Source organism: Tessaracoccus sp., from assembly GCF_016714275.1.
In the GTDB taxonomy this organism is placed as follows: Bacteria; Actinomycetota; Actinomycetes; order Propionibacteriales; family Propionibacteriaceae; genus Arachnia.
This window is the reverse complement of the sequence record NZ_JADJNP010000001.1, coordinates 985,715-998,212: the sequence shown is the minus strand read 5'-3', so window position 1 is coordinate 998,212 and position 12,498 is coordinate 985,715. Positions and strand designations below refer to the sequence as shown.

8 protein-coding genes are annotated in these 12,498 nt (G+C 71.3%); 4 read left to right on the top strand and 4 right to left on the bottom strand.

Annotated elements, in window-relative coordinates; all coding sequences use genetic code 11:
* The first annotated feature begins 37 nt into the window (after positions 1 to 37).
* The 3 genes from IPJ61_RS04605 to nudC are packed head-to-tail and all read left to right on the top strand — an operon-like array spanning position 38 to position 7,121.
* Positions 38 to 3,133 (top strand): ATP-dependent DNA helicase, encoded by a 3,096-nt coding sequence (locus IPJ61_RS04605; protein WP_297103631.1) that lies wholly within the window; start codon positions 38 to 40, stop codon positions 3,131 to 3,133.
* Positions 3,133 to 6,294, top strand: a complete 3,162-nt coding sequence (locus tag IPJ61_RS04600) for an ATP-dependent DNA helicase (RefSeq protein WP_297103629.1) — start codon at positions 3,133 to 3,135, stop codon at positions 6,292 to 6,294. The genes IPJ61_RS04605 and IPJ61_RS04600 overlap by 1 nt, the downstream gene beginning before the upstream one ends.
* Positions 6,291 to 7,121: an NAD(+) diphosphatase gene (gene nudC / locus IPJ61_RS04595; RefSeq protein ID WP_297103627.1), complete on the top strand. Its 831-nt coding sequence runs from the start codon at positions 6,291 to 6,293 to the stop codon at positions 7,119 to 7,121. The genes IPJ61_RS04600 and nudC overlap by 4 nt, the downstream gene beginning before the upstream one ends.
* Here the strand turns inward: nudC and IPJ61_RS04590 are convergent.
* The gene (locus tag IPJ61_RS04590) at positions 7,108 to 7,308 is read right to left on the bottom strand and encodes a DUF7455 domain-containing protein (protein ID WP_297103625.1); all 201 of its coding nucleotides are present in this window, start codon (positions 7,306 to 7,308) and stop codon (positions 7,108 to 7,110) included. The two genes, nudC and IPJ61_RS04590, sit on opposite strands and share 14 nt — an antisense overlap.
* A 135-nt stretch (positions 7,309 to 7,443) precedes the next feature.
* Here IPJ61_RS04590 and IPJ61_RS04585 point away from each other — a divergent pair, with 135 nt between their 5' ends.
* The gene (locus IPJ61_RS04585) at positions 7,444 to 9,519 is read left to right on the top strand and encodes a DNA gyrase/topoisomerase IV subunit B (protein WP_297103623.1); all 2,076 of its coding nucleotides are present in this window, start codon (positions 7,444 to 7,446) and stop codon (positions 9,517 to 9,519) included.
* A gap of 46 nt (positions 9,520 to 9,565) precedes the next feature.
* On the opposite strand, the gene IPJ61_RS04580 is transcribed toward IPJ61_RS04585, so the two are convergent.
* From IPJ61_RS04580 to IPJ61_RS04570, 3 genes are read right to left on the bottom strand one after another with little or no spacing between them, the layout of a single operon-like run.
* Positions 9,566 to 10,261 carry a LutC/YkgG family protein gene (locus IPJ61_RS04580; protein ID WP_297103622.1) on the bottom strand — a complete coding sequence of 232 codons (696 nt, stop codon included), beginning with the start codon at positions 10,259 to 10,261 and terminating at the stop codon, positions 9,566 to 9,568.
* On the bottom strand, positions 10,258 to 11,739 hold the full coding sequence (locus IPJ61_RS04575; protein WP_297103620.1) for a LutB/LldF family L-lactate oxidation iron-sulfur protein: 1,482 nt from the start codon (positions 11,737 to 11,739) through the stop codon (positions 10,258 to 10,260). The genes IPJ61_RS04580 and IPJ61_RS04575 overlap by 4 nt, the downstream gene beginning before the upstream one ends.
* Complete coding sequence (locus tag IPJ61_RS04570; RefSeq protein WP_297103618.1) at positions 11,736 to 12,488, bottom strand: (Fe-S)-binding protein; 753 nt, start codon at positions 12,486 to 12,488, stop codon at positions 11,736 to 11,738. The genes IPJ61_RS04575 and IPJ61_RS04570 overlap by 4 nt, the downstream gene beginning before the upstream one ends.
* Positions 12,489 to 12,498 lie beyond the last annotated feature (10 nt).

The following is a 12,498-nucleotide window of genomic DNA, read 5'->3' as shown; positions in this document are numbered from 1 at the left end:
TGTGAAATTGTCGGTGGCAGGTGGAACCATCGGGAGCATGAGCTTCCAGTTCCTTCCCCCGCGGCACATCCGCGTGCCGGAACTGACGCCCGAGCAGGACGCCGCAGCAGGACTGGGCACCGGCGTGCGGGTGGTTCTCGCTGGGCCGGGAACGGGGAAGTCGATCGTCGCGGCTGCCGCCGCCGTCCGCCGCGTGGCGGCGGGAAGCTCACTTGACCGGGTGATCGTGCTCGCCCACTCTCGTCCGGCGGCTCAGGCACTGCGGCGCGACATCGCGCGCCAGGTCGCCGGCGCGCAGACCTCGCCGCACGTGACGACGGTGCATGGTCTCGCGCTCGGGCTGATGCGGCGATACTGGCCCCACGATGAGGGCGGGTGGACACTGCTGAGGGCGCCGGAGCAAGAGGCGCGCATCCGGGAGCTACTCGGCGGGCTGCCGGGGGGGCAGTGGCCGGAGTCGCTCGGGGACGCCGTCGGCACGCGGGCGTTCGCGCGCCAGCTACGCGACGTGCTCGCGCGGGCGCGGCAGCTGTCGCTCGACGCCGAGGCGATGGAGACGCTCGCGCGCGAGGCGGGTGACGAGGGCTTCCTCGCCGCCGCGCGGTTCATGGAGTTGTACCTGACGGTGGGCGACTTCTCGGGCCACCTCGACTACGCGGAACTCATCTACCGCACCCGCCTGCTGTTGACGGAGCCTGACGTGGGTGCAGGCGTCGCCGCGTCCTTCGACGCTGTGATCGTCGACGATGCGCACGAGCTCGACTCCGCACAGACCGGGCTCATCGCGGATCTCGCTCGAGCCGGCCTCCCCGTCGTTGCCCTAGGCGATCCGCACCAACGCATCGGCGGCTACCGCGGGGCGAGCGCTGACGCGCTCTCGGACCTCGCGGGGCTTCCCGGGGCCGAAGTACAGGCGTTGACGGCGGGGCACCGCTCCCGGACGGTGGTAGCCGGGGCGCTGGCCGCGCTCGACGCCCGCCTGGGGGCGCATGGAGCGGCGCCCGCGCCGTCGGCGACCACCCTGGGCGGAGAGGTCCGGGTGCGCGTGTTCGACGACTCGTCGGCGGAGCTCGCGCACGTCGCGGCGGAGCTGCGGGAGGCCGCGACGAGGGGCGGCCTTGCCTGGTCCGAGATGGCGGTGGTGACCCGCGCGGGACGGGGGCAGCTCGCGGCCGTCGCGAAGGAGCTGGTGCGGCTGGGGGTGCCCGTGGACGTCTCAGGCGACGAGATCGCGCTGGCGGAGCAGCCTGCAGTGGCGACCCTCCTGCTCGCCCTGGGCGTGGCCGCCCGCGGAGGTCGCCCGGAGGCGGAGGAGGCACGGCAGCTGCTCGCATCGCCGCTCGGGGGCCTCGACGGCGTGGCGCAGCGCGAACTGGGGCGCAGGTTGCTGGCCCGGCACCGCGCCGAGGGCACATCGGCGGTGCTGCTGGGAAGGTGTCTGGGGGAGCCTGAGCTCCTGGACGAGGTCACGGGGCCGGAGGCGGAGGCCGCTCACGCGCTGGCGGCGCTGCTGAGCAGGTCCGCGGCGCTGCTCGACGCAGGGGCCGAGGTACAGGTGGCGCTGTGGGAGTTGTGGGATGGTACGGACTGGCCCGCGCGCCTGAGGGAGCAGGCGCTGCGGGGCATGCGCCGCGCCGACGCCGACCTCGACGCGATGGTGGAGCTGTTCGAGGTCGCCGCCCGGGCGGATGACCTCCGCGGCGCCTCCGGCGCGGCCACGCTGCTGTCTGAGGTCGCCGCCCAGGAGATCCCTGCCGACACGGGGCGTGAGCTGAGCGCGGAGGCCCGCGGCGTCCGCGTCGTCACGGCTCACCGGACGCGAGGCGTCGAGTGGGAACGCGCCTGGCTGATCGGGGTGCAGGAGGGCCTGTGGCCGCGGCTCCTGCGCTCGGGGCTGCTCCTCGACGCGGAGCGCATCACGCGCGAGGCGCTGCTGCCGCCGTCGCCGCTCGCGCACCTGGTGACGGAGCGCCAGCTTTTCTACGTGGCGTGTTCGCGCGCCCGCTCCGGCCTCAGCGTCAGCGCCGTGCAGGGCGTCGACGGCGAGGGCGGCCGGCCGTCGCGCTTTCTCGCGGAGCTGGGCCTGCCGGTCGAACGGGTGTATGGGCGGCCGGAGTTGCTGCTCAGCGCCGCCGCCCTCGTCGGCGAACTGCGCAGGACCCTCGCTGACGAGTCGGCCTCGCCCGGGTTGCGGCGCGCTGCGGCCGCTCGCCTGGCGCGGCTCGCCGATGTCAGGGCCGCGGACGGGTCGCACGGCTTTCCCGGCGCGGATCCGGCGTCGTGGTGGGCCGCTGACGAGCAGACGGGCGGTCCGGCATCCGGGAACGACGGACCCATCCACATCACCGGATCGTCGCTGGAGGCGCTGTTGGAATGCCCGCGGCGCTGGTTCCTCAGCCGCCGTGCCCGCGCCGAAGGCGGCCGGGCATCGCGTGCGTCGGTGGGGGACGTGGTGCACCTCATCGCGTCCGAGGCGGCGCAGGAGTCGCTTTCCGCGGAGGAGATGCACGAGCGTCTCGACCGGGTCTGGGCCCAGATTCCCTTCGAGGCCGAATGGTTGTCGGCCACGGAGCGGGTCGAGATCGGGCAGGCGATCGACCGGCTCGCCGCCTATCAGGACTCCGTCCCTGGCGAGTTGCTCGCCGTCGAGAAGCAGTTCCGGGTCCCCATGATGGTGGGCGGCCGCGAGGTGGTGTTGGTCGGCGCGGTCGATCGCCTCGAGCAGCAGCCCGACGGCAGGCTGCGCGTCGTCGACCTCAAGACCGGCAGGCGCGCGCTGCGCGAGGCAGATGTCGCCGCGCATCCCCAGCTCGGCGTCTATCAGCTGGCCGCCAGCCTCGGCGGCTTCGACGACGTGGCCCCGGGCACGCGGGCGGTCGCCGCCCCTGCGCTGGCCTATGTGCGCCACGGCGAGGCCCTCCCCGCGCTGGTCAGCCAGCCGAGCATCGACGACAAGCCCCAGCTCGACGGCGAGGAGTTGGCCGTCGGCCCCACTTGGGTGCATGACCGGCTCGCTGCCGCCGTCGACATCATCGCCTCGGGAGCGTTCGAGGCGATCGAGTGCGGGGCCTGCCGCTACTGCCCGTTCGCCGCGTCGTGCCCGGCCCTCCAGGACGTGGGAGGCGTCGCCTGATGACTGTCCTGCCGCTACACCGCCACGGACTCCGCACCGCGGGGCAGCTCGTCGACGCCCTGCAGATCCCGTTCTCGGACGAACAGCTCTCCGCCATCACCGCACCGCTGGAACCCGCCGTCATCATCGCAGGGGCGGGTAGCGGGAAGACGACGGTGATGGCGGCACGGGTCGTGTGGCTCGTGGGAACTGGCCAGGTCCGCCCAGACCAGGTACTCGGGCTCACGTTCACGCGGAAGGCTGCCGCGGAGCTGGCCGCACGCGTCGCCTCGGCCCTCGACCGCGCCGGCGTGCTCGACGGCCAGGAGGGCCAGGGCGCGGAGCTCGTCATGACCTACGACTCGTTCGCGGCGCGCCTGGTGAGCGAGTTCGGCATCCGGGTGGGCATCGACCACGAACCGGTCATGATCACCGGCGCCAGCCGGTTCCGGCTCGCGACCCGCGTCGTGGCCAACGCGCCGGGGCCGTTCCGGCAACTCAGCCGGCTGTCCCACCATTCCATCCCCGAGCGCGTGCTCTCCCTTGATGCTGAACTTCAGTCCCATCTCGTGACGCCGGATCAGGTGCGCCGTTTCGACGACGCGGCGGCCGCGCGCTTTGCTGCCGCCCCGTTGTGGCGCGGCAAGCCGTACAAGGACGTCGAGATGGCGCTCGCGGCGACGGCGGAGCGTGAGGAGCTGCTCGGGCTCGTCGAGGACTATCAGGAGCTGAAGCGGGGCCTGGGCGTCGTAGAGTTCGCTGACCAACTGCGCGAGGCCGTCCGGCTCGTGACGCTCGTGCCGCAGGTCGGCGAAGAGCTGCGGCAGCGGTTCTCTGTCGTGCTTCTCGACGAGTACCAGGACACCTCCGCGGCGCAGGCGCGGCTGTTGCGGGAACTGTTCACCGGCCCCGTCGGCTCCTCCGCGCTGGGGTTTCCCGTCACAGCCGTCGGCGACCCCTACCAGGCGATATACGGCTGGCGCGGCGCCGCCACGGGCAACATCCTCGAGTTCCCGCTCCAGTTCCGGCGCTCCGACGGCGCGCCCGCCGACCGGCAGACGCTCAGCATCAACCGCCGCAGCGGACACCGCATCCTCGACGTCGGCAACAGCCTCGCGGCCGGGCTCAGCGCGGCCCCGGGCGAGCAGGGGGTGGCGCTCGTCGCTCCCGACGGCGCCCCGGCCGGGGCCGTGGCGGCGGCGGTCTTCGACACCTTCCGCGACGAAGTCGACTGGCTGGCGGAGACCGTGGTGGCGCAGCACGAGCGCGGCACGTCGTGGCGTGAGCAGGCGGTGCTCGTGCGCCGCAACGCGGCGCTCTCGCCGATCTTCGAGGCGCTGCGGGAGCGGGGCGTCCCCGTCGAGATCGTCGGCTTGGGCGGCCTGCTGGGGCTGCCGGAGATCGCCCCCATTGTCTCGACGCTGCGCATTCTCGACGACGTGACCGCGAATCCCGATGTCGTAGCCCTCCTCACCGGACCGCGCTGGGGCATCGGGCTGGCCGACATCGAGGCGTTGGGGGCGCGCGCCCGAGCCCTCGCCGAGTCCCCGACTGCCCCGGAGGGGTACGACGAGGCCCTCGCCCACGCGGTCACGCAGGCCGATCCGGGTGAGACGGTCTGTCTGCTGGACGCGGTAGCTAGCGTCGGTGATGCCCCTGTGAGCGCGGCGGCGCGCCACCGGTTGGCGCGGTTCCACGCCGAACTCACGGGGCTTCGCCGACACACGGGGGAGCCGGTGGCGGATCTCGTGACGCGGGTGATCGCAACGCTCGGTCTGGAGTCGGAGCTCCTGGCGGCGGGCGGTCACACCGATCAGGTGGCTCGGTTCGTCGACGAGGTGGCGAGCTATGTCGACGTCGACGGTGACGGCAGCCTCGGTGGCCTGCTCGCCTACCTGGACGCTGAGGAGGAGCACGGCGAGGGGCTCCAGCAGGCCGTGCCCTCCGCCGACGACTCGGTCAAGCTGATGACCGTGCACCGGGCAAAGGGGCTCGAGTGGGACACCGTCTACCTGCCGAGCCTCGTCGACAGGGTCTTCCCGTCGGACTCGCGGACCGGCGTCTGGCCGACAAAGGCGTCCACCTTGCCCGCTCCGCTCCGCGGCGATGCGTCGTCGATCCCGCAGCTGGGCGTTCACTCGAAGGACGGCATCGCGGCCTACAAGGAGGCGTTGAGGGACGAGCATCGACTCGCGGAGGACCGGTTGGCCTACGTGGCAGCGACCCGCGCGAAGCGGCTCCTCATCGCCTCCTCGCACATCTGGACGCCGGGGAACGTACGGCCGCGGCGCGAGTCGCCGTACTTCACCGTGATCAGGGAGGCGGCCGAGCGGCTGGGCGCGTTCCTCGACGCGGCGACGCGGGGGCAGGACAAGAACCCGGTGCCTGCCGAGCCGGCGCGCGCCGCCTGGCCGGTGGCACTCAACCCCGAGGTGCTCGCCGCGCGACGCGACGCTGCGGCGCTGGTGCGCGAAGCAGGTCGCCAGGCGGATCCCGAGGCATGGGTCTGGAGGTCCGGAACCGTCGCCGAGGGGGACGCCGCGCGCGTCGAGGCTTGGGACGACTCGGCGGCCCACCTCACCCGGCTGCTCGCGCGCCGTCGGGACCAGGCGGTGGAGCTCCCCGAAGGCCTTTCCGCGACGGCCCTTATGACGCTGAGCAAGGCACCGGAGGAGCTAGCAGGAACCCTGCTGCGCCGGATGCCGCGACGGCCTTCTCCGCAAGCCCGGCTCGGCATCCGGTTTCATGCCTGGCTGCAGGAACGGTTCGAGTTGCCGTCGGCGCTGGACGAACTCGTTCCAGCCGCCGAGCCCGTCGACGAGGAGTTCGCGCGGCTTGTGGCCACGTTCGAGGCGGGGCGGTTCGCCACGCTCAGCCCTGTGGGCGTCGAGGTGCCGTTCGTGATGCGCCGCGCCGGCGTCGTGCTGCGCGGAAGGATCGACGCGGTCTACGACTGGCGGCAGGATGGCTTCGCCTACCTCGTCGTCGACTGGAAGACCAGCAACGCGGCCGCGGACCCGCTGCAGCTGGCCGTCTACCGTCAGGCCTGGGCCGAGGCTCGCGGTGTCGATCCCTCCCTGGTGGCCGCGGGGTTCTACCATGTGCAGGCGGACCGGTTGCGTCTCGTCGACGCCCCGGCCCGCCTGATCGACGACGCCATTTCCGCGGGGGTGCAGCAGTGACCACTTGGACCGGGCCCTCCGGCCTCGACCGTCTCGCCACGGCGCGCTCCGACGCGGAGGCCGACGCCGCCTGGCGCGAGGCGCTCGTCGTCGAGATCGACGGCGACGGCGGGATCGCTGCCGCCGACGGCGCGCCGCGGGTGGTGCCAGCCTCGGGCGAGCGGCTCCCCACCGACATCCTCCTCGGACGTGTGGCAGGCAGGCCGTGGTTCGCCCGCCCGGTCGCGGCGCTGAACGGCGCCGCCCTTGGCTGGCGCGATGTCGTCACGACGGACCAGGACGCGCTGGCGGCGGCTGTGGCGCTGACCCGCTGGCACGGGCTTTCCCCGTCCTGCGAGGCGTGTGGTGCTGCCACCGTCTCGGACCTCGCAGGAGCCCGCCGCCGGTGTGTCTCCTGTGGGGCGCTGGCGTTCCCCCGGACTGACCCGTGCGTCATCGTCGCCATCACGGACCCCGGCGATCGGTTGTTGCTGGCGCGTCAGTCGCAGTGGGCCGAGCGGCGCGTGTCGATCATCGCCGGCTTCATCGAGGCGGGGGAGTCCGCGGAGCAGGCGTGTCACCGGGAGGCATTCGAGGAGGTGGGGGTGCGGCTCACGGGCGTCACGTACGCAGGCTCGCAGCCGTGGCCTATGCCACGATCGCTGATGCTGGGGTTCCTCGGTAGGGCGGAGGATTCACGGATACGCGTCGACGGCGACGAGATCGCCGAGGGCGCCTATTACGCCCGTGAGGAACTCGTCGCCGCCGTCGCGGCAGCTTCAGTTGTGTTACCACCCCACGCGTCGATCGCGCGGGGCCTTATCGAACGGTGGCTCAGCGCTCGCTGAGCCGCGCCGTCTCGTCCTGGATCCGGGCGGCCACTTCGTGCAGCTTCTCGCGGTGTGCAGCCGCGTGATGCGCGCAGAACATGAGCTCGCCGCCGGAGCGGAGAAACACTCGAAGGTAGGCCTGGGCGCCGCAGCGATCACAGCGATCGACGGCGGTCAGGGTGGGGTCCGCGGCAAGTTCAGTCATGGTCGCCTCCCATATCTCGGCGGGTCTACTGGGAACCAACGTACCCGGTTGGACAAGGATTCGGGCGTCGTGTCGCGTTGTCGCGTCCGCGTTTCGCTCGCGGATGATTCCGGTCCGGGCCGGTAGCCTGGCGCGGTGCAATCCCAGAACAGCGTGACGCCGCACTCCCGCGAGTACGAGGCGAAGAACCTCCTGGTCCTCGAGGGCCTCGAGGCCGTGCGTAAACGACCGGCGATGTACATCGGCTCTACCGACACCCGTGGGCTCATGCACTGCCTCTGGGAGATCATCGACAACGCGGTCGACGAGGCCCTCGCCGGCTTCGGCACGGAGATCCAGGTGGAACTGGCCGCGGACGGGTCGATCGCGGTCACGGATCACGCCCGCGGCATCCCCGTCGACACCGAGCCTCGCACGGGCCTGAGCGGCGTCGAGGTGGTCTTCACGAAGCTGCACGCCGGCGGCAAGTTCGGGAACTCCTCCTACAACGCGACCGGTGGCCTGCACGGTGTCGGCGCCTCGGTGGTCAACGCGCTGAGTTCGCGCCTCGACGTCGCCGTGGACCGCAACGGCGCCACGTGGGAGATGAGCTTCCGCCGCGGCGTCGTCGGAACGTTCGACGGCGACGGCCCCGATGCGCCGTTCACCCCGGGCGGAGGGCTCCGCAAGGGCAGGCGCGTCGCCAAGGCCAAGACCGGCACGCGCGTCCGGTACTGGCCGGACCGGCAGATCTTCCTGGCCGACGCCGAGTTGTCGATCGGGCAGCTGAACGACCGCGCGCGCCAGACGTCATTCCTGGTGCCGGGACTGAGGCTGGACGTCGCCGACCTGCGCGGTCCCGAGCCGACCCACGAGTCGTTCCTCCACGAGGGCGGCATCACCGAGTTCGCCGACTTCCTCGCCCCCGACGCGCCCCTCACCGACATAGTCCGGCTCCAGGGCCGCGACTCCTTCGTCGAGACAGTGCCGATGCTCGACCAGTTCGGCGCGATGACGCCCACGGACGTCGAGCGCGACCTCGACGTCGACATCGCCGTGCGCTGGGGCACCGGCTACGACACGGTGCTGCGATCCTTCGTCAACATCATCGCCACCCCGAAGGGCGGTACGCACGTCAGCGGCTTCGAGCGCGGCCTGACGAGGGCGTTCGTGAAGTCGTTCGAAGGCACGCGGGGCCTCCTGAAGGCGGGCGAGGAGATCGTCAAGGACGACTGCCTCGAGGGCCTGACGGCTGTTGTCACGGTGCGCCTCGCCGAGCCGCAGTTCGAGGGCCAGACCAAGGAGGTGCTGGGCACGCCGCCGGTGCAGCGGCTCGTGGCGCGGATCGTCGAGTCCGAGATGGGCGCGTTCCTATCGGCGAACAAGACCCGGCAGGTGGCGCGGCAACTGCAGGAAAAGGTGGTCTCCGCGGCGCGCACCCGCGTCCAGGCCCGCGCCCACAAGGAGAACCAGCGCCGCAAGAATGCGCTCGAGTCGTCGACGCTGCCTCCGAAGCTCAAGGACTGCCGGTCGAATAACGTCGACGCGACCGAACTGTTCATCGTCGAGGGCGACTCCGCGCTCGGCACCGCCAATGTCGCCCGCAACTCGGAGTTTCAGGCGCTGCTGCCCATCCGGGGCAAGATCCTGAACGTGCAGAAGGCATCGGTCGGCGACATGCTGAAGAACGCCGAATGCGCGTCGATCATCCAGGTCGTCGGCGCCGGCTCCGGCCGCACGTTCGACCTCGACGCCGCCCGCTACGGCAAGGTCATCTTCATGGCCGACGCGGATTCCGACGGCGCCCACATCCGCTGCCTGCTCGCGACGCTGTTCTTCCGCTACATGCGCCCGCTTGTCGAGGCCGGACGCGTCTACGCCGCTGTCCCGCCGCTGCACCGCTTCGAGCTGACCAACCCGCGCAAGGGCCAGGACAAGTACATCTACACGTACTCCGACGCGGAGTACCAGCGGAAGCTCGCCGAGCTCACCAAGCGTGGGCAGAAGTTCAAGGAGCCGCAGCGCTACAAGGGCCTCGGCGAGATGGACGCCTCGCAGCTCAAGGAAACCACCATGAGTCCTGCCCACCGCACGCTCCGCCGGATCACCGTCGACGACGCCAACGCCGCCGAGCACGTGTTCGAGATGCTGATGGGCGGCGAGGTCGCCCCCCGTAAGGAGTTCATCATCGAGGGCGCCTACGCCCTCGACGCCGACCGCATCGACGCCTGACCGCTGGCGCTCGCGCGGGGTCCGGCTCAACCAGCGGTGAGGCGGCTCAGCCAGCGGGGGTGACCAGGACCACCGCCAAATGGCGGGGGCCGTGGACACCCTCGACGCGGTCGAGTTCGATGTCGCTCGTCGCCGATCCTCCACTCAACCAGGTCACAGGACGACGCGCGCGAAGGCCCGGGGCGAGGCGCGCGATGCCCTCCGGTACATCGCTGACCACCTGGTCCGCCGCGATGACGCACACGTGCACGTCAGGGAGGAGCGTCAGCGCGCGCCGGCCCTGGCCCGGACCGTGGTCGAGGGCGATGGTCCCCGAGTCCGCCATGCCCACGGCCGCGGTCGTGACCACGGCATCCGTTCCGTTCAACTGCTGCGAGGTGAGCGGCGGATCGTCGCGACGGACCTCGATGCCCGCCCCCTCCACCGCATCGGTCCACTCCGGCGGGATGCCGGCAGGCAGGACAACGCTCGTGACGTCGAACGACGCCAGCGCCGCGACCACGGCCGCGGGCACCTCGTCCGGCCGGCACCGGCTAATGCCCGCCTTGTAGTCCTCGACCTTCTCCACGAAGTCGGCGAGCACGTCGACGGTTCCCAGGTGCCGTCCGTAGACCCACGTCACGGGCACGTCCGCTGCGGGATCCGGTTCGGCGACGTCCGCGATCGCAGCCCGCACCCTCCGGAGCACCTCATCGCGCGCCGTGCCTTGCGTCCCGACGACCTCGTTTCGCGCCGCGCTCATCGTGCATCTCCTTCGCGGTTCTTCTTCCACCACTGGCGGAACGTCTGCTTGGGCGGCGCCTCGACGTCGCGGGCGCGGAGCCAGCGGGAGGCGATGGGGATGGGGAGCTTTCCGAGCCATCTCTTCCCGAACACCGCACCCGCGGTGCGGGTCGCCAGTTGGGCCTCTGCCAGGTGGGCACCGTCGGACATCACCCACGCCGCGGTCTTCATGATCGCCTGCTCGCCGGTGGCGTGGTCCGCCGTCTTGTGCTCGACCACCTTGTGCCGCAGGTGCACGAGGATGTCGGTGAACGGGATCCGCACCGGACAAACGTCGTTGCAGGCGCCGCAGAGCGTCGAGGCGAAGGGCAGGGCTCGGTCGCGCGCGTCGTCGAGGCCTCTGAGCTGCGGGCCGAGGATCGCGCCGATCGGGCCTGGGTACGGGGAGCCGTACGCGTGACCGCCGACCCGCTCGTAGACCGGGCAGATGTTGAGGCATGCGGAGCAGCGGATGCACCGCAGCGCCGCCCTTCCCGTCGGGTCCGAGAGGACGCGGCTGCGGCCGTTGTCGAGCAGGATGACGTGCAGGTCCTGCGGGCCGTCCCCCTCGGTCACGCCGGTCCACATGGACGTGTACGGGTTCATCCGCTCGCCCGTGGACGACCGGGGGAGCAGCTTGAGGAACACTTCGAGGTCCTCGACGGTCGGCACGATCTTCTCGATGCCGACGACCGACACCAGCGTCTTCGGCAGCGTCAGGCACATCCGGCCGTTGCCCTCCGACTCGACGATGACGAGCGTGCCCGTCTCCGCGACGATGAAGTTGCCGCCGGAGACGGCCATCTCGGCGCGGAGGAACTTCTCGCGGAGATGGACGCGGGCCGCCTCCGCCAGCTCCGGCGGGTTGTCCGAGATGCCCTCGGGGGCAGGTGTGCCGTAGCGCCCCATCTCCTCAACGAAGATCTCGCGCACCTCGCTGCGGTTGCGGTGGATAGCGGGCACGAGGATGTGGCTGGGGAGGTCGTGGCCGAGCTGCACGATGAGCTCGGCGAGGTCGGTCTCCCACGCCGCGATGCCCTCGGCCTCAAGGGCCTCGTTGAGGTCGATCTCCTGCGTGGCCATCGACTTGATCTTCACAACCTCGTCGACGCCCTTTACCTTGGCGATGTCGGCGACGATGCGGTTGGCATCATCGGCGTCGCGGGCCCAGTGCACAGTGATCCCCGCGGCGGTCATGGCCGCCTCTGCCTGGAGTAGGTAGGTGTCCAGGTGGCGGCCGACGCGGTCCTTGATCTGGGCTGCGGCGGTGCGCAGGTCCTCCCAATCGGGCACCTCGGAGGCGCGGGCGACGCGCTTGGCACGGATCGTCGTCGTCGCGTGGGCGAGGTTCTTGCGGAGCTGGGCGTTCGCGAGGCCGGCCTTGGCGGCCTTGGGGAACTCGGGGATGCCGAGCCAGGTTCCGGGCTCCGGCGTGCGCCGGGCAGCGGTGGTGCTCATCGGGGGTCCTCCTCTGTGCTGGCGAGAATCTCGGCGAGGTGGATGGTGCGGACGGGCGCGTGCTCGCGGTGCAGCACGCCGCCGATGTTCATCAGGCACGCCTGGTCGCCGGCGACGAGGTACTCGGCGCCGGTCGAGGCGACGTTGGCCGCCTTGTCCGTCGCCATGGCGATCGACACATCCGGGTTCTTGACCGAGAACGTGCCGCCGAACCCGCAGCACTGCTCCGCCCCGGGCAGGTCGAGCAACTCGATACCCCGCACGGCGTGCAGCAGGCGCAGGGGGCGGTCACCCACCTTCGCGACGCGGATCGAGTGGCACGTCGGGTGATAGGTGACGCGGTGCGGGAAGTAGGCGCCGACGTCGGTGACGCCCAGCACGTCGATCAGGAACTCGCTGAGCTCATAGCTCCGCGACGCCACCGCCGCTGCATCCTCCGCGAGCGGCTCATCACCGGCGTGCCGGGCGAGCATCTCGTGCTGGTGCCGGACGGATCCGACGCAGGAACCAGACGGACCGACGATGTACTCGTAGTCACCGAAGGAAGCGACGTAGTTGCGCACCGTCGGCAGGGCCTCCTTCCAGTAGCCCGTGTTGGTCATGATCTGGCCGCAGCAGGTCTGCCGCGCGGGGTAGACGACCCGGCAGCCGAGCCTCTCCAGCACCCTGACCGTGGCGATGGGGATGGACGGCTTCATGGTGTCGTTGATGCAGGTCGCGAACAGCGCGACGGTGGGTCCGGTGGCCATGGAAGCGACC